The following is a 17944-nucleotide window of genomic DNA, read 5'->3' as shown; positions in this document are numbered from 1 at the left end:
GGCCACTATCGCGGTCGGTGACCGCTCCCACAGCCGTTCGCCCGAAGGGGCGGGCGGCGGGCCGGAAGCCTGCACTACAGACGGAGGCCTGACATGCGGCAACTCGTCGTACTCGCCTGCTGCCTCGGCTTGCCGAGCGGGCCCCTGTCGCTCGCCTCCGCCCAGGACGACCCGCGCCAGAGCCCCTACTTCGCCGTCCCCGAACTGCGCCAACTCATGGAGTGGGCCACCTTGCAGGTGACCTTCGACGCCGGGAGCTTGGTGCCGGACATGGCCGCTGGCGAGTACAAGCCCACGGTCACCGGCACGCCCAGGTTCGAGCCGGGGCTGCGGGGCCAGGCGCTCGTCGCGGGGGACGGCAGCGGCGCGGGCATCTACCCGCGGGCCGGCAACGCGACCTTCGACACCCAGGGCGCGGTTGCCCTGTGGATCTGCCCCGTCGCCTGGACCCACGTGCTCGGCGGCAACACGATCTTCACCGTGACCACCAACTCCACGTTCTACATGCAGCGCCAGGGGCCGTGGTATGAGGGCGCCTCGCTCAAGCGCCAGGAAGGCGTGCAGTTCCTGCTCTTCAACAAGACGGTCGGTAACGGGTCACTCATGTACGGCACGCGCGATTGGCCGCTGGGCCAGTGGCGCCTGCTGGTGGCGAACTGGTCGTGGCCCACGATGTCCTGCTCCCTCGACGGCGGCGAGTTCCAGTCCGGCACCATCAAGGGCAAGCCCCGGGCGGAGGACTTCGGGGCCATCCTGATTGGCGCGAACGGTGGGGAGAAGACGCTGGTGGATGAGGTGACCTTCTTCCGCCGACCGCTCTCAACAGCCGAGGCCAAGGCGCTGTACGAGGCCCTCTGCCCGCGCTGAGGCGCCGGCCCGGCTGCCATCCGGAGCAGGCGTCCGAACGGCCCCGTAGGGCAGGCGGCCTCGCCTGCCCCGTCTGACGGCGCGCGGGCTAGACCGCCCGCGCTACTGGGTCGGGATCCCAGACATCGGGAGTGTGGACCATGCGCACGATCGCTCTCATCGCACTGCTCGTTATCTCCGTCCTGCCGCTGCACGCCGCTCTCGAGCTGCCGCGCCTCTCGTTCCCGCTGATGCAGACGCCTCCCACCATAGACGGCACGATCAGCGAGGCGGAATGGGCCGGGGCGGCGCGCACCATCGGCCTCAACAGCCAGTACGACATGAAGCTGGCGGCGCGCGAGGCCATCTTCTGGGTCGGGGCCGATAGCAGCCACCTGTACCTGGCGCTGAAGATGGAGCTGCCACCGACGGGCGACCTCCTGAACCGCGCGGTGCCCGACGGCGACCGCGACATCACGGCGGCCCTCCACGATGACAGTGTGGAGTTGGTCATTCACCCCCACCTGGGCCTCACCAGCGGCGACCGGCGCTACTTCCACCTCATCGTCAACGGCCGCGGCGCGATGTTCGACCGCAGCTTCGACCCCGGCAACCCCCAGAACCCGATGACCACCGCCTGGCGGCTGAAGCCCTGGCAGTTCCAGAACCGCCTGGCCGATGGCTACTGGGAAGTCGAGATGGCGATTCCGTTCGCCTCCCTCGGCGCGACGGAGGCCGACCTGCGGCACCCGTGGGGACTGCGTGTGTGCCGCAACTGGCAGCGCGGCTGGGACCAGAGCCGCTGGGAGGGCGTGACGGCCGCCTACGAGGACGTCCCCACCATGCCGCAGATCACCTTCGACCCGGCAGCGCCGGTCGTTCAGGTGCTGAGCCTGCGCGGGGACAAGGCGCCGCGGATCGAGGTGTCGGTCGCCAATCCCGCGGCGGGCGGTCGGCCCCTCCAGGTCAAGGCCTTCCTGTCCGACACCTGGAGCCGGAACCCCGCCACCGAGATGCAGAAGAACCTGAAGCTGGCGGCCGGCGCGAGGCAGACGATCACCTTCAACCCGCCCCACGGCGGTCCCGAGGGCGACCACCACACGATCATCCGGGTCACCTCGCCCGACGAGCGGAAGGTCTACTACCTGCGCGACTTCGTCTGGAAGCTGGAGGTGCCCGCCGAGCGCTGGACCACGCTCAAGGAGGACAAGCAGGCCATCCAGTTGCAGTTCGCCGTGTACCCCTACTACCGGAAGCTCAAGGTGCGGGTGGCCATTGACAGCCTCACCTCGCGCGACAAGGTGACCGGGGCGAAGCTGACCTTCGGGCCGTCGGAGGGGCCGGCTACCAGCCGGCCCGCCGTTCAGGCCGACCTGCAGTTCCGGGACTACGTAGCTGAGACGATCCTGGACGTGCCTGAACTTGACAAGCCAGTAGGGCAGGCGACCTCGCCTGCCCGCGCGGGCGAGCTGCCCGCGGTACTGACGCGGTATGTTGTCTCGGTCACACTGCAGGGCGACGGCGTACCCACTGGACCCGTGACGGGCCTCTACGAGCGCCAGGTCTTCCCGTGGGAGCACAACCAGATGGGCCTCTCCCGGCGCGTCATCCCGCCCTTCACGCCGATCACGCTGCAGGGCAAGGTGCTGGGCACGGTCCTGCGTGACCATACCCTCGGCGGGACCGGCGTGTGGGACCAGGTCACGAGCCTGGGCCGACCCCTTCTGAAGGCGCCCATGCGCTGGGTGGCCGCCGCTGACGGCCGCGACCTCGCGGTCAAGCCCGGCGACCTCGAGACCGTGAGCCGCAGCGACGACTTCACCGTCACCTCGGTCAACTTCGCCCTGGGCCGGGCTCGGGCGACACTGCGCAGCGAGTGGGACCAGGACGGCATGGCGAAGATGGCCCTGAGCCTGCCGGCGAGCAGCGTCCAGCTGGATCGCCTCGCGCTGGAGATCCCCCTCGACGACGCGCAGATGAAGTACATGCACGCCTGTGGCGACGGCCTGCGGTTCAACTACGCGGGCTTCACGCCCGCGGGTGAGGGTCTCGTCTGGGACTCCTCGAAGGGCAACCGTAACGAGATTGTCGGGACGTTCTACCCGTACCTGTGGCTGGGCGGCGGGGAGCGCGGCCTCGCCTTCTTCGCCGACTCCGACCGCGGCTACAGCCTCGCCGACAAGACCCCCATGATCGAGCTAGTGCGCCAGGGCGGCGTGCTGACGCTGCGGGTCAACTTCATCACGAAGCCCACGTCGCTCGATCAGCCGCGTACGCTGGAGTTCGGCCTGCAGGCCACGCCGGTCAAGCCCATGCCGGAAAGCCCGGTGAGCTGGCGGCGGTGGCTGAACAGTTCCGCCCCCGGCCCGATGGTCAAGCCCTTCACCATCCTGGGGGCCTCGTACTACTACGGCGCCCTCAGCTACAACCTCATCCCGCTGGACCACGACCTCTCCATCTACCAGGCCTTCAGCCAGGCGCGCAATGACGGGCAGTTCAACGAGGACTTCGTCAAGCAGTGGCTGGAGAAGTACAAGCGCTTCACCGCACCGGGGAGCGAACGCTGGACCTTCTTCAACAACCACATCCGCGCCGGCATGCACACCGCGGCCAGCACCCCGCGCAAGGACGGCTGGCTCTTGGCCCCCTATACCAACCCGCGCGGCTCGGGCTTTGACATTCCCGAGTGGCCGACCTTCCAGGACGAATGGCTCCAGTTCCCCTACTACCAGCGCGCCACGACCGGCGCCATCTCCTACGACGTGTGCCCGGTGGGTAGCTACCAGGACATGGCCATGTGGTACTACAAGGAGATGATGACGGTCTTCGACGGCATCTACTGGGACAACCTGTACCTGTCCAGCAACTTCAACACCATCGCCGGCGGCGCGTGGACCGATGAGAACGGCAAGGTCCACCCGAGCATGGGCCTGTGGGCGATGCGCGATCTCGTCAAGCGCACCGCCTTCCTCTTCCACGAGGAGGGCCGCCCCGTCTTCGCCAACGTCGTCCACATGACCAACACCTGTCTGGTGCCGGTCTTGGCCTTCGCCAACATCAACCTGGACTGGGAATGGCAGTACGGCCAGCGCGACTTCCAGGACCGCTTCACCCCGGAGCTAACGGTGGCCGAGACCATCGGCCGGCAGTGCGGCAACATCCCCCTGATCCTGTCGGGGGGCTACTACTCCGCGCCGAACGAGCTGAAGCCCTGGCTCAACCGCACCCGCACCGGCGTGTGCCTCGTCCACGAGCTACGCGCCTGGGACTACCAGCCCAAGGAGCTGTGGGACCTGTACCGCCGCCTGTTCGACTTCGGCTACGGCGAGCCGGACTGCCGCGTCTACAACTACTGGGACGACGGCTTCCCGCTGCAAGTCGAGGGCGTGAACGCGAAGGCGATCGTGATGGTGCGGGGCCAGAAGGCGCTGGCAGTGGTGACGGACTACGGCGAGGGCGGCAACGCCACAGTGAAGCTGGACCTCGACTCCCTGAAGCTCCCGGCAACGCTGCAGCCCCAGGACCTGGAGACAGCCACCCCGCTGCCAGCCCCCGCTGCCGGAACAGTGACCTTCGCGCTCAAGAAGCATGACTTCAAGGTGGTGGTGTGGGAGTAGGGGGGGGATTGGGGATTGGGGATTGGGGATTGGGACTGGGAACCGCGACTGCGGGCTGGTCATCGGGGGGCGCGGGTCGGGTGTCGGGGGTGGTGCCTTGAGCCCGCGAAGCGGGCGGGAGAACGTAGCCCAGGGCGTAAGCCCTGGGTCCCCGCCGTCGCTTCCCCTTCCTCACGGTCGGTGCAGGTGCTCCCCCGACCTGCACCGAACTCCCCACCGGCCGACCGCGCCGGAGCGTTGATGACTGGAGATGATCCCATGCCCTCCCCCGATTGGATCCCCGCCGCCAACGACCTTGCCCGCCGTATCCGCGGCCATTGCCTCTGCATGACCCACCGCGGCAGGTCCGGACATGTGGGCTCCATGCTCTCCATGGCCGAGATCCTCGCCGTGCTCTATGAGCGCATCCTGCGCGTGGACCCCGACCGCCCCGACTGGCCCGACCGCGACCGCTTCATCCTGTCCAAGGGCCACGGCGGGGCCGCCGTCTATGCCGCGCTCGTCGAGAAGGGCTTCATCCCCGCCGAGTGGATGCAGGGCTACTACCGCGACGGCGGCAAGCTCATGGGCCATATCAGCCACCACGTGCCCGGCGTGGAGTTCTCCACCGGGTCGCTCGGGCACGGGCTGCCGGTGGCCTGCGGCATGGCCGTCGCCGCCAAGCGCACCGGCAAGACCCACCGCGTCTTCTGCCTGATGAGCGATGGCGACTGCGACGAGGGCTCCTCGTGGGAGGCGATGCTGTTCGCCGCCCAACACCAACTCGACAACCTCACCGTGATGGTGGACTACAACCGCGTCCAGGCGCTCGGGAAGGTCGGCGACGTGCTGGAGTTGGAGCCCTTCAGCGCCAAGGTCCGTGACTTCGGCTGGGAGCCGCGCGAGATAGACGGGCACGACGTCGAGCAGCTAGACCGCGAGCTGTCGCAGGTCCCCTGGACCCCCGGCAAGCCGAGCTGGCTGATCTGCCACACGACCAAGGGCAAGTGCGTGGACTGGATGGAGGGCACGGTGGCGTGCCACTATGGCAGCGTGACGGACGAGGAACTGCAGCGGGCGCTGGCGATGGTGGGCTGCGAGCCGTCGTGAGCGAAGGGAGCGTTGACGGGAGTTAACTTATAAGTTATCATGGATGAGCACACACTGCAAGTCATCCCGCTGGTCGAGGGCCGACAGGTCATCGTGTTCGCCCTCGCGGTTGACAGTCACAGCGAGGTCTACGAGTTCCTCCGCGAGACGCTGCGCACCGACCAGCACCTGTACGCCGACGTGCGCAGGATACTGCTGTTCTGCGCTGACAACTTCCATCATGCGCCTGCCACGTGGCTCAGGGCGATACGCACCTGGGAGGACCAGTGGGAACTGCGCAAGGGCGACCATCGCTTGCTGGGGTTCCTGCGCGGACGCGAACTGGTCTTGTGCCTGCACCGCGTCAAGAGCGGGCCGTCCTTGCCCAGACAGGACTTCGAGCGTGTCGCACGTCTTCGACAGGAGTGGATCAGCCAAGATGAGTAAGGCCCCGCGCGTACTGTACGACTACACCAAGGAGTTCGAGCGCAATGCCCGGCGCGTCCCCGGCGAGGGGTTCATGTACGCCATCATGGAGTACACGCAGGCCATCCTGGAGGGCATGGAGCGCCAGGGCGTGACCCGCGCCGAGTTGGCTCGTCGCGCCCAGCTCAAGCCCTCCTACGTCTCGCGTGTGCTCAACAACCCCGAGAACATCACCCTCCGCACGGCCTTCCGGCTGTGCCATGCCCTGGACCTGCAACTCGCCTTTGCCATGAGGCCCTACCCGGACCCGCTGTACAGCGAACCGAAGCCCACGCGCACGCGGGCCAGGCAAGCGCCGGCGAAGCCCGCGCGTCCTGCCGCCCGCAAGCAATCCGCCGTCGTCTAGACAACCTACTTCGGGGAGTCTGCCATGAGAAGCGTCTTCAATAAGGTCCTACTCGACCTCGCCGCCGAGGACCCGCGCATCTACATGGTCCTGGCCGACATCGGCTATGGCGAGATCGAGCCTTTCCGCGACACCTATCCCGAACGCTTCTTCAACTGCGGCGTGGCCGAGCAGAACATGACCGGCGTGGCCTGCGGCATCGCCATGGAGGGCAACCTGGCGGTCACGTACTCCATCGCCAACTTCCCCACGCTGCGCTGCCTGGAGCAGATCCGCAACGATGTCTGCTACCACAATGCGAACGTCAAGATCGTCATCATCGGCGGGGGGCTGGCGTACGGGCCGCTGGGGGTCAGCCACCAGGCGACCGAGGACCTCGCCATCATGCGGGCTCTGCCCAACATGATCGTGGTCGCCCCGTGCGACTTCGCCGAGGCGGCGGAGGCCACCCGGGCCGCCATCGCCCACGACGGCCCGGTCTACTACCGCTGCGGCTACAAGAAGGAGCCAGCGGTGCACAGCGGGCCGATTGACTTCGCGTTCGGCAAGGCCCTGCAGGTGCAGGACGGCGACGCGCTGACGATCATCGGCACCGGCACCATCGTCAACCAGGCCCACGCCGCCGCGCAGCAACTGGCCGCCGAGGGCATCCACGTCCGCCTCATCAGCATGCACACCGTCAAGCCCATTGACCGCGAGGCGATCGTGCGGGCCGCGCAGGAGACGGGCGGCATCCTGACGATCGAGGAGCACCAACTCAGCGGCGGCCTGGGGTCGGCGGTGGCCGAGGTCCTCTGCGATGAGGGCGTAGCTCCCAGGAAGTTCAAGCGCCTGGCGCTGCCGGACCAGTACGTCTCCCTGGTCGGCACGCACGAGTGGCTGCTGGACAAGTTCGGCCTGACGGCCCCGCACGTGGTGGAGGCGGTGCGCAGGATGGTGTAGGGGCCAGCCTCTCGGGCAGTCGGGACCCTACGCCATCAGGGCGCGCAGGCCCAGTACGAGTCCCTTGAAGCTGCGCGAGGTGTTGCGCGCTGGAACCATGTGTCGGCTCACATTGGTGGCCACCTCGATCTTGGGCAGGCCCGTGTTGCGGTAGTGGCCGGCACGCTGGAGTTCGCGCTGCAGCGCCTCCCATGTGCCGCCGGCGATCTGGTCAGGGCTCCGCAGGCCCCGGCGATGCGCCAGGTGTGGGGACACGCCGGGGTAGGCCTGACTCAGTGCTTCCACATCGCCAAAGAACCACGCTTCCAGTTCCTCGATGGCAAGGCGGTTGAGCACAGCAAACCTGCCTCCACGGTGGCTCAACTTCGTGGCCAAGCCAGCGGCTGCGGCGCTCCGCTCGAGTCGCTCCAGGAGCTGTTCGCAGTCGGTACCGTCGCGGTCGACCAGCACGAGAATGCGCCAGTCATCTGGCAGCCAAGTCGCGTAGCCCCTGAGACGACTCGTTAGGTGGCGTAGCAGATCCCATTTCCCACTGAACACGTGGAAACGCCATGTCGTGCCTTCAGGTAGCAGCGCAGGCAGCAGGTTGTCCAGGGCTGCTTCGGCCGATGGTTCCTCCAGGAGAACCTCCAGATGCATGCCGCTACTCCCCCCTCCCCCCCAGGGCGGCCGGACCGCCGGAATCCCTCAGCGGGTCACCAACCTCGAAGAACCCCTCCACCCACAGATCACCCAGTTGGGCGCCCTCGCGTATGAAGTCCGGGATGCCCTGCATGTCGGCCGCTCTCCTCGCCTGCGTGTAGCCGGCCTTGTCGCGGTACAGCACCCAGACCTCTTCAGGCCGTAGTGCGTCGGCAAAGAAGGGCGAATGCGTTGTGACAAGAACCTGGGCCCGGTCAGCGGCCTTGCGGCACTCCTCAGCGAGGCCCGGCAGCAGCCGCGGGTGCAGGTGGTTCTCGGGTTCCTCGATCCCAATGAGCTTTGGGGGCACAGGATCGTAGAGCACGACGAGATACTGCAGCAGCTTGAGTGTGCCGTCGGAGGCCCACTTGGCCATGATCGGGCGGTCGAACGGCGCGTCCTTGATCTGCAGCAACAGGCGTCCGTCGTCCATCGGGCGGGCCTGTATGCCTTCGAGCCGGGGTACGCGGGCGATGAGGGTCTGCCGGATGACGTCCAGGCGTTGCGGATGTTGCTCGCTGAGGAACTGCATCACGTTGGCGAGGTTGTCACCGTGTGGGGTGAGCCGCTCCTGCGGACCCGCCTCGGGTGTCCCCCGTGCATCGTCAGCGGAGAGGTAGGAAAGGTACCAGCCGGTGATGAAGTCGCGCAAGGCGCTCACACGAGGGTGCCTCTGGAACTGACCCAGACTGTTGACGGCAAGCATGTCCGGCGACGAGAGCTGCTCGTGTGCTCGCTCATCCTTCTCGTCAGGCATCTCCCCGCTAATCGCCTCCCCACTGCCAGAGTGGAAGCTGAGGAACCTGAAGGGTTTGCCGTGTGCGCCCCTGCGCCATCGCAGGGACTCCTCGGCGACAAATGGCCCCTGCAGGTTCTCGTCCACCGACAACTTGTAGGTGATCAGTGGGTCGCGCGGCTTCTCCCGGTACTTGAGTTCGAAGACCACTGGTCCCTCGGCGCCTCTGGACCTCAACTCCCGGAAGCGCCCTCGTCGGTCCCAAGCGCGGCGCAGCCCCTCGGTGAAGCACTCGGATAGGAAGGCGAACACGTCAAACACGGTGGACTTGCCGCTACCATTCGCCCCCACGAATGCCGTTAGGGGGGTGAGGCTCTTGAGTTCTATGTCACGCAGTGCGCGGTAGTTCTGCACACGCAGTGACTCGACGCGAGGCACACCGCCGCTGGCAGGCCACAGGTCCGCCATGGCACACCCTCCTGCTCGTGCTGGCCCGCGGCTCCCGCCGCTGGTGCCGCACCATCGTATTCGCCTCCCACTGACTGCAGTCCTGCGAGCACCTGTCGCTGCTCGACGGCCGTTACCCCCTGCCCCCTCAGAACCGCCGGGGCGGACACCATCGCTGGCGTCCGCCCCAACTGCGTCTCAGTCCCCCTCGCCTGCGCCTAGTCCATCCAGTACGACCAGTTGCGGTAATACGTGTCCTTCATGGACTTCACGTGGCCGTCCGCGAAGGCGATGTTGTACATCTCGTTGTGCCGCGACTTGGCGCGGGTGCCGGTCGTGTCACTCTCGCTGTTGAGCACGCCCTGCGCCGGGTTGTAGCCGGCGGCGACCGCCGGGCTGTACGGGCCCGCGTACAGATTGGTGTCATCAATGAAGATGATCGTGCCCACCGGGTCCTCCAGCGCCGCCAGGCCGATGGTGCCGGAGTCGAAGTCCGTCTTGCCGGCGAAGCGGCTCTGGTTGTAGCCGTACGTGCACTGGATGCTGTTGTCGAAGGTCTGGTACGAGGCCGACTCGCTCGGGCAGCGCCAGATCTGCGCGTTCTTCTGGTACGGGTACAGCAGCTCGGGCACATGCAGGTAGTTGCCCGAGTAGCCGGGAGTGGGGATGTACAGTGGCGGACAGGTCTCGTCGTAGTCCTGGATGTACATCAGCCAGGCGATGCCGATCTGCTTGAGGTTCGACTGGCAGCTCGACTGCCGGGCCTTCTCGCGCGCCTTGGCGAATACGGGAAAGAGAATGGCTGCCAGGATAGCAATGATCGCGATCACAACCAGCAATTCAATCAGCGTGAAGCCACGTCTGGTCATGCTGTCACCTCTCACAATAATAGCGCCCCGCAAGGGGCGCACAGGTATTATACCCAAGACCGGGCGCCACGCAACCACCACCTGCCCAAGCGAAGCGGCGCGGAACCTCTGCGAGCGGTCGCCAGCCGCGACCTGTCCGGCCAGATCGCGGTCGGTGACCGCTCGCATACACGACAGCACAGACTGCCCTACTGGCTGGCGAAGTGCTTCCTGACCGCCTCGAGCTGCCCGTTCACCTTCCCCACCGCCTCGAGCAACTGCCCGACGAACGCCTGCTCGGCTAGAAGCTGCGTGTGGCTCATCACGACCGCTGTCTCACACTTGGCCTGCTCGCAGCCGGGCAGGCGCAGGCTCGCGTAGTCCTGCGGCACGTCCTGGCGGTACGGGATCGGGCTGGTGCGGTCGTACAGGTTGAGCAGCGGGTTGCGGTAGACTGGGTCGTACGTCTCGCCGGCGTAGAAGCCCTCGGCGGCTAGGGCCTGCAGGTACTGGCTGCGGGTGACGCCCTCGGCCGGCGCGGGGTCGAAGACCATGGTCATGGCGTAGTAGGCCTGGCGGGTGACGCGCGGGTCGCGGCGGGCAGCCCGGAGCGGTCCCCCGAGGGCCTGCAGCCCGGCGGCGAGGGCCTGGACGTTGGCGTCCCGCTGCTCGGTCTGGGCCTGCAGGCGCGACAGGCCGCCCCGCAGCAGCACGCACTGCATCTCGGTGATGCGGTAGTTGTGGCCGTAATGCCCGGCCGGCTTCATGTCCGGCGGGGGCGTCCAGCCGACCTGTTTGAGCGCGAAGGCGACCTGGAAGGCCTCCTCGTCCCGGCAGGTGACGAACCCGCCCTCGCCGCTGGTGAGGACCTTCGACTGCTGGAAGGAGAAGCTCCCGGCGTCGCCCAGGGCCCCGGCGCCGACGCCCCGCCACTGGCTCCCGTGTTGGTGAGCGACGTCCTCGACGATCTTCAGGTCATGCTTGCGGGCCAGCTCGCCCAGGGCGTCCATGTCGCACATGCAGCCGTAGAGCTGGACGGGGATGATCGCCTTCGTCCGGGGGGTGAGGGCCGCGGCGACGGCCTGCGGGTCCAGACACAGCGTCTCGGGGTCAATGTCCACCAGCACCACCTGGGCGCCGATGTCCAGGGCGGCCTGGGCGGTGGCGACCCATGTCAGGCCCGGGACGATGACCTCATCGCCCGGCTCCACGCCGACCGCCTGCAGGGCGCACTGGATCGAGACGGTGCCGTTGGATACGCACATGGCGTAGTTGGCGCCCAGGAACTGGCGGAACTCCTCGGTGAAGGCGGTCTCGTGGGGGCCCATCCAGCTCCACTTGCCGGAGCGGACGACCTCCTCCATCCACTGGACCTCCTGATCGCCGATGAGGGGCCAGGGCTGGGGCTTGAGGGTGACGGCGGGGCTGCCGCCGGTGAGGGCGAGGGGCGCAGGCATGGGCTTGGCCTCCGAATGGCATTGGCCCGGATCGGGCTGAGGACATGGTAGGAAATCCGCCCCGAAAAGCCAATATACCGATGCGACTGAAGTTAACCAATGTTGCTATTTCGGGGTCGAAATGAGAAGAAACCGCTTTTTCACCCCCGCGATGCTCGACATCCTGCTGGACTGGCGCCGCTGGCGCCTCGTGTCGCGGCAGATTCCCCGCGAGGTGGAGTGGGTGGAGGACCGTCGGCACAAGCGCTGGATGGCCGACCACTCGCATAGCCACAGCCACACGGAGGTCATGGTGGTGCTGAGGGGGTGTGGGCTGATGGGTTACGAGGGGCGGGTCTACCCGTACACCTCCGGGACGATCTTCTGCTTTGGCCCGAACGAGACCCACGACCTGGAGATGCCGGAGTGGGGGCAGGAGACGGAGATGCTGTGGATCGTGCTGATGGGGCGGAAGTTCGTGGCGCGGGTGACGCAGTTCCGGCCGGACCTGCCCCGGGGTCGCAAGACGATGGGGCACCTGGTCATGGCCGAGGACAGCGGGCTCATGGTCGCCAACCCGGTGGTGGACCTGCTCGAAGCCGGAGCCCGGCGGACGGATGTGCGGAGCATGCAACTGCACGCCGGGGTGCAACTGCTCGTCGCGGCGCTCATCAGCCAGGGGGACGAGTCGGACCGCTTCCCCGAGGGCCGGGTGCAGCAGCGAATCGTGCGGATGGTCCAGGAGATGATGGAGGAGACGGGCGGAGCGAAGCTCACGCCCGCCGAGCTGGCCCGGGTGTCGGGCTACAGCAAGTCGCACTTCATGCGGCTGTTCCGCCATTGGACGGGCCGCACGGTGCAGGACTACCTGGATGAGTGCCGGTGGCGGCGCGTGCATGAGCTGGTGTACGCCGGCCTGCGACAGTACCAGATCGCTGCGACGCTGGGGTTCTCGAGCCCCGCCTCGTTCTCGCGCTGGGCTCGCACACAGGGGCAGCGGCGCGGGTACTACGTATGGGGCGGGACGTTCCCCGAGGACGTGGCGGACGAGGGGTAGTACTGACGTGCACAAGTCTGCGCACTAGGAGAGACAGGTCCTGGGTGTCGTGCGCGACGCTTCGTGAGATACACACCGGCCCTCGCTCTCGGCGCGAGCAGCGGTGCCTCAGAGCGGCGCCAGACGCCGTGTCACTGTCGGTCGCTTGCCCCAGCCCCCGTGTCTGTGCCATCCGCGGTGAGGTCTCTCAGCGCCGTGCGCTGCGGCCGAGGCTGCGTGCACGCCTGCATGATCAGCCTGGAGAACCGGGGCGTACTCAAGAGCAGATCCCACCAGGAGTTCCGGCGCCGGCCGCCTCGTCTGTGCTGCCACTGCGAGCGATCACGGTTTCGGTGGTACGGGCTGCGCCTCAACTGTGATGTCGTACGGTCCGCCGGGCTCCGTAGAGCCAACCAGGTCAACCCGGAAGTCGCGGTTGGTGGCGGCGTCGAGGCGGTCGAGGGTCGCCAGACCCATCGCGCCGATGGCGCCCTTCTGGCGCACCGTCACCATGATCTGGACGTTCCGGAGTGCGGTCTGCTGTTCGTTGCGGACCATGCCCTTGATGGCGCTCGCGCCCTGCCACTCCGAATAGAGCACCCGGACTCCGGCCGGCGGAGCCTGGGGCTCGGTCCACTTCTCCCATGGCTGCGCGATGTGGACCTGGGTTCCCCCGTAAGTCCCCTGGAAACCGACCCGCCTGACATATGTCCGGGTCTGGCCTGGCTGCAGCGCGCAGATCACTTGCTGCGGGTCGCCGGGGTCGAGGCTGGCACTGGTACCGATCACCGCCCCACTGGCATCGAGCACCGCAGCGGTTACCGCGGCGCCGCGCAGCCCGTGGGCGCTGTTTGGGTTGGTCAGGGTGAAGCTGTATGTGACGTTGTCTGAACCCGCACACAGGCTCACGAGGTCGGTCGTGACCAGGGGGAGGGGGGCATCCGGAGCGGAGGCCCCTTCGAGCTTCTGGTCGCCGTCTACATACACGGGGAACTGCAGGCCTGCGGGGATTGTCACGTTCTTCCCTTTAGCCAGCATGAGGGGCTTGAGGAAGAACGCGATCCCCATGCGGGCGGCCGGCCGCACCGTCGTGCCGACCTTGTGCTGCATGCCCCGCACGATCAGCCTCGTGCCATCCACTGCAGACACGTACTTGACGATGAAGTCCAGTGCGCCCGGCTGCAACAGCCGCTTCGCTCCCCTCGATAGCGTGACCGTTGCGGACGCGACAGCGCCGTTACCCACCAGCATCTGACCGGAGGCGTCGTGGACGGTGTCGCGCACGATGAGCGGCACGGGTGTGCCGACCTTGGGGACACCGGACGTCAGAGACGTGGGGAGCTGCAGGACGATGGGCGTTCCATCGGCGATGGTTGTCGGCGCCGAGAGCGCCGCGAACGGGCTGAGCAGCACTGCCAACAGGCCAAACCAGACCACTGTCGGTCGCATCAGTTCGCCTCCATCGTCTACGACTGCCGCGCAGGCCCTGCGCCAGCGAGACCAGCATAGGTCGGACGCCCGGACGCAGCAATGGGACGTTAGGTCATGTGCGACCGGGAAGATCAGGAAGCGAGGGTGCGCGTTCCAGGCCCTCACCTGGGGATGGTGAGCGTGTGGCTGCCGAGTGGACCAAGGTCCCATTGCTCGTCGGTGCGTCGGGGCGATACCATCCTGCCAGTGGGTGTCGCCTGACGCGAGCCCGGGGCACGTGTTGCGGGTCGTTGGCACGTTACTCGACGGTCGCCGCGCTCGGGGCATGTGGACGGAACCGGTGGCCCCTCCCGGCGCGCGGGCCGCGATGGTGTCGCCGTGAGGCGGAGGCTCGGGTATTCGTGTGGCCAGGGAGCAGCCAGCGTCCTCGGTCGCAACAAACCATGTCGGTCCTAGGAGGAACACTATGGGAAGTCGACTGGGCATCGCAGCAGTGGCCGCACTGATCGCCGGGTTGGTCGTCTGCTCGGCGGCCAGCGCGCAGGGCCAGGATGAATGGCGATGGCGCGTTGGCACTGGCGGCATGTTGGGCGACCTGACCGGGGAGTGGATCGTCGGGGGCTTCGAGCTCCCGTTCGAGATCGACGCGAGCGACGTCGTTGAGCACGCCACGGGCCTCAACCTGAACGCCTCCGCAAGCAAGGGGAAAGACACCTATTTCCTCAACATCTGTCTCCTGAACCTCGAGGACTCAGGCACGACGCAGCCGGCTGGCGCTGCCAGTCCGGTGCACCTCGCCGTCAGCTTCACGCAGAACTTGTATGAGGTCGGCTGGGATCGCAACCTGTGGGCAGGGCCCCTCACCTCCAAGCCCGGTCCCCCCACCTTGATCAACGGCAGCATCGGCGCCCGTGTGACTACGCTGGACCTCGACGTAGACGTGGACTATGCGGCGGTGAGTCACTCGGGAGGCTTCTCGGAGAGCTGGGTCGAGCCGTTTGTCGGTGTCACGGCGGTCATCCCGTTGGACAGGCGGTGGGCCTTCATCGCGAAGGGCGACTACGGCGGTTTCGGGATCGGTTCGGAAGCGACGTGGCACGCCCTGCCGAGCCTCGTGTACACGATCGATCAGCATTTCTCTGTCACAGCCGGGTACGGCTGGTTCGGCCTCAGGAACGATGATCTGGGCGACAGAGATGCGACGCTGGACTACCAGAGCAAGGGGCCAACCTTCTCGGTCATCTACGGCTGGTAGCCTAGACGCCATCGAACCGGTAGAAGCAGGGGCGCGGAGGTCGGCCTCCGCGCCCCTGTCCTCGTGTGCTACCTCCCCAGGACAGGTGCGGCCCGCCCCGCTGTAGGCAGGGAGTCGGCCTCCGGCCAGCGAACGTCCGAAGGCGTATCGTCAGCACCCTAGCGCTCGCGGGCCACCTGGCGCGCCCGCAGAGGGGGGCACACGACCATGATAGACCCTGAGGCCGTGGTCTACGTTGTTGACGACGAAGCATCCGTACGTCGCGCCCTGACAAGGCTGCTGGCCTCGGCCGGCCTGCGTACGGAGGCCTTTGCGTCCGCCGAGGAGTTCCTGCAGGCTCAGTCCCCCGATGGTCCATCGTGCCTGGTGTTGGATGTAGCCCTGCCGGGCGCGACGGGTACGGAGTTGCAGGAGGCTCTGATCGAGAGGGGCAACAGCATCCCCATCGTCTTCATCACCGGCCATGCGGACGTCCCTACGGTCGTGCGCGCGCTGAGGGGCGGCGCCATCAACCTCCTGCCCAAGCCCTTCGGCGATGCCGAGTTGCTGGACGCCGTCGTCGAGTGCCTCGCAGTGAGCCGGCAGCGGCGACGCCGGGCCAGGGACGCGGCGGACATCCGCGCCCGGGCGGCTCGGCTCAGTCGGCGCCAACGTCAGGTGATGCACCTGGTCGCGCAGGGACTGCTGAACAAGCAGATCGGTACGGCTCTGGGCATCACGGAGAAGACTGTGAAGGTGCATCGGGCGAAGCTGATGCAGCTCATGCAGGTCAACTCGGTCGCCGAGTTGGTGCGCGCCCTCACGGTGCTTGAGCAGCAGCCGCAGACGGACTGGGGCGCGAGCCTCACCCCACCGCCAACGCCCGCGACGCCTCGACCAACCTGAGCCGAGCGGCCGCGCTCAGCCCCCACAACGCCCAGGTCCACCTCGCCCTGGTCGAGGTGGCCTACCGACGGGGGCAGTACAACCATGCGTGGCGGCACGTCCATCGCGGGATGAACCCTGGGGGGAGGCCGGACCCCCAGTCCATTGCTGCGCTGCGGGAGGCCAAGCGCCCGCCGAAGGCGGGAGACAGGCCGGACGAGTTGAAGTAGCCCACCATGGCGACCTGCAAGAAGAGCGCCCGCCCCTGATGTGGGGCGGGCACTCGCGCTCTGTCCCGGAAGCAACACCGGCTCGCGGGGCGAGGTAGGCGCGCCGCGTACTGGCGACGCCGCTCAGCTTGCGCCGGCGTGCGGGTTCTGCAGCTGCTGGAGTATCTGATCGACCGTGAAGGTCCCCGGCTTCTGGCGCGGCGGGAACGCCTCGCAAGTCTTGACGAACTCCTCCACGATGACGGCCGCTGCGGCCAGCAGGAAGATGTGGTCCAGCAGCCAGTCGTAGTAGGTGTTGGAGGTGATGTCGGCCCGCTCGTATGGGTCGCAACGGAGGTTGAACAGCTTGGGGAAGCGCAGCGGGATGAACGGCTCACCCCAGATGGCCAGGGTCCCCGTCCGGCGCTGTTCAGCAAACACGACCTTCCAGTTGTGGAAGCGCACGGCAACGAGTTCACCGTCGTCGGAGAAGTAGATGAACCCCTGCCGCGGTCCGTGCGGCGCCTCACCCAGCAGATAGGGCAGGAAGTTGTAGCCATCGAGGTGGACCTTGAAGGTCTTGCCGTTCGCCTCATGGCCCTTCTGCAGCTTCTCGTTGATGTCGGCCTCGCCGACAGCAGCCAGCAGGGTCGTGACCCAGTCCTGATGGGCCATGATGTCGTTGCAGACCGACCCGGCCTTGATCTTGCCGGGCCACCGCACCAGCGCGGGGACGCGGAAGGCCCCCTCCCAGTTGCTGTTCTTCTCACTACGGAAGGGCGTCATGCCGCCGTCGGGCCAGGAGTTCATGTGCGGGCCGTTGTCCGTGCTGTAGAACACGATCGTGTTGTCGGCGATGCCAAGCTCGTCGAGCTTGTCCAGGACCGTGCCGACGTTCCTGTCGTGGTCGATCATCACATCGTGGTACTCCGACTGCCAGAGCCCGGACTGTCCGAGGCTCTCAGGCTTGGCGTGGGTGCGCAGATGCATGTGGGTGAAGTTGACCCAGACGAAGAAAGGCACCCCGGCCTGAGCCTGTGCCTCGATCCAGTTCGCCGACCGCTCGGCCACATCGTCGTCGATCGTCTCCATGCGCTTTTTGGTCAGCGGACCGGTGTCCTCGATCCCGCCATCGGAGAAGCAGTGCAGCACGCCGCGTGGGGCGTAGACCTTACGGAAGTTCGGGAACTGGGCGTCCGGCGGCCAGTCCCGCAACTCCGGCTCTTCCTCGGCGTTGAGGTGATAGAGGTTCCCGTAGAACTCGTCAAAGCCGTGGTTGGTCGGCAGATACTCGTCGCGGTCACCGAAGTGGTTCTTGCCGAACTGCGCTGTGGCGTAGCCGTGCGGCTTGAGCAGCTCGGCGAGCGTCGGGTCTTCGGGCCGCAGGCCCATGTCGGCGCCTGGCACCCCCACCTTGGTGAGACCGGTGCGGAACGGAGTCTGCCCGGTGATGAAGGCGGCTCGGCCCGCGGTGCAGCTCTGCTGCCCGTAGTAGTCCGTGAATAGCATGCCCTCGTTGGCAAGGCGGTCGATGTTGGGCGTCTGGTAGCCCATCAGTCCTCGCGTGTAGCAACTCAGGTTGCTCTGGCCAATGTCGTCGCCCCAGATCACGACGATGTTGGGTTGGGCGGCCATGCAGATATCTCCCTTCAACTTCGTGTTGGCGGGATGGCGCTGGCGATGCCCCTGGCGGGTC

The 17944-nt window shown here is 67.0% G+C and carries 15 protein-coding genes; 9 read left to right on the top strand and 6 right to left on the bottom strand.

All coding sequences use genetic code 11. The annotated features are described in order from the left end of the window. Positions 1-93: 93 nt before the first annotated feature. The 6 genes from LLH23_23745 to LLH23_23720 all read left to right on the top strand — a co-directional run bounded on the left by LLH23_23745 (position 94) and on the right by LLH23_23720 (position 7305). A complete protein-coding gene (locus tag LLH23_23745) occupies positions 94-867 on the top strand; it encodes a LamG domain-containing protein (protein MCE5241490.1) in 774 nt (257 codons plus the stop codon). A gap of 140 nt (positions 868-1007) precedes the next feature. Further along, on the top strand, positions 1008-4463 hold the full coding sequence (locus tag LLH23_23740; GenBank protein MCE5241489.1) for a DUF6067 family protein: 3456 nt from the start codon (positions 1008-1010) through the stop codon (positions 4461-4463). A 258-nt stretch (positions 4464-4721) separates the two neighbouring features. After that, positions 4722-5552 (top strand): transketolase, encoded by an 831-nt coding sequence (locus LLH23_23735; GenBank protein MCE5241488.1) that lies wholly within the window; start codon positions 4722-4724, stop codon positions 5550-5552. Between the two features lie 39 nt (positions 5553-5591). Further along, positions 5592-5978 carry a hypothetical protein gene (locus tag LLH23_23730; GenBank protein ID MCE5241487.1) on the top strand — a complete coding sequence of 129 codons (387 nt, stop codon included), beginning with the start codon at positions 5592-5594 and terminating at the stop codon, positions 5976-5978. Then, positions 5971-6363 carry a helix-turn-helix domain-containing protein gene (locus tag LLH23_23725; protein MCE5241486.1) on the top strand — a complete coding sequence of 131 codons (393 nt, stop codon included), beginning with the start codon at positions 5971-5973 and terminating at the stop codon, positions 6361-6363. The genes LLH23_23730 and LLH23_23725 overlap by 8 nt, the downstream gene beginning before the upstream one ends. A 24-nt stretch (positions 6364-6387) precedes the next feature. Continuing rightward, positions 6388-7305: a transketolase gene (locus tag LLH23_23720; protein ID MCE5241485.1), complete on the top strand. Its 918-nt coding sequence runs from the start codon at positions 6388-6390 to the stop codon at positions 7303-7305. A gap of 27 nt (positions 7306-7332) precedes the next feature. Here LLH23_23720 and LLH23_23715 read toward each other — a convergent pair whose 3' ends face one another. From LLH23_23715 to LLH23_23700, 4 genes are all read right to left on the bottom strand, one after another. Further along, complete coding sequence (locus LLH23_23715; GenBank protein MCE5241484.1) at positions 7333-7944, bottom strand: DUF4276 family protein; 612 nt, start codon at positions 7942-7944, stop codon at positions 7333-7335. A gap of 4 nt (positions 7945-7948) precedes the next feature. Then, entirely contained in the window at positions 7949-9190 is a 1242-nt protein-coding gene (locus LLH23_23710) for an AAA family ATPase (GenBank protein MCE5241483.1), read from the bottom strand. 197 nt (positions 9191-9387) lie between these two features. Then, positions 9388-10038 carry a DUF1559 domain-containing protein gene (locus LLH23_23705; GenBank protein MCE5241482.1) on the bottom strand — a complete coding sequence of 217 codons (651 nt, stop codon included), beginning with the start codon at positions 10036-10038 and terminating at the stop codon, positions 9388-9390. A 188-nt stretch (positions 10039-10226) separates the two neighbouring features. Next, a complete protein-coding gene (locus LLH23_23700) occupies positions 10227-11474 on the bottom strand; it encodes a DegT/DnrJ/EryC1/StrS family aminotransferase (GenBank protein ID MCE5241481.1) in 1248 nt (415 codons plus the stop codon). 121 nt (positions 11475-11595) lie between these two features. Between LLH23_23700 and LLH23_23695 the strand changes: the two genes are divergently transcribed. Next, on the top strand, positions 11596-12510 hold the full coding sequence (locus tag LLH23_23695) for a helix-turn-helix domain-containing protein (GenBank protein ID MCE5241480.1): 915 nt from the start codon (positions 11596-11598) through the stop codon (positions 12508-12510). A 321-nt stretch (positions 12511-12831) separates the two neighbouring features. Here LLH23_23695 and LLH23_23690 read toward each other — a convergent pair whose 3' ends face one another. Next, positions 12832-13938 carry a hypothetical protein gene (locus LLH23_23690; GenBank protein ID MCE5241479.1) on the bottom strand — a complete coding sequence of 369 codons (1107 nt, stop codon included), beginning with the start codon at positions 13936-13938 and terminating at the stop codon, positions 12832-12834. 448 nt (positions 13939-14386) lie between these two features. Between LLH23_23690 and LLH23_23685 the strand changes: the two genes are divergently transcribed. Beyond that, the gene (locus tag LLH23_23685; protein ID MCE5241478.1) at positions 14387-15175 is read left to right on the top strand and encodes a hypothetical protein; all 789 of its coding nucleotides are present in this window, start codon (positions 14387-14389) and stop codon (positions 15173-15175) included. Between the two features lie 207 nt (positions 15176-15382). Then, positions 15383-16060, top strand: a complete 678-nt coding sequence (locus LLH23_23680) for a response regulator (protein MCE5241477.1) — start codon at positions 15383-15385, stop codon at positions 16058-16060. Positions 16061-16392: 332 nt separating this feature from the next. Here the strand turns inward: LLH23_23680 and LLH23_23675 are convergent, their stop codons facing one another. Beyond that, positions 16393-17883 (bottom strand): arylsulfatase, encoded by a 1491-nt coding sequence (locus LLH23_23675; protein ID MCE5241476.1) that lies wholly within the window; start codon positions 17881-17883, stop codon positions 16393-16395. Between the last annotated feature and the right edge of the window lie 61 nt (positions 17884-17944).

It is taken from the genome of bacterium (assembly GCA_021372615.1).
GTDB lineage: Bacteria > Armatimonadota > Zipacnadia > Zipacnadales > UBA11051 > JAJFUB01.
This window is presented reverse-complemented; position numbering and strand designations above follow the sequence as displayed.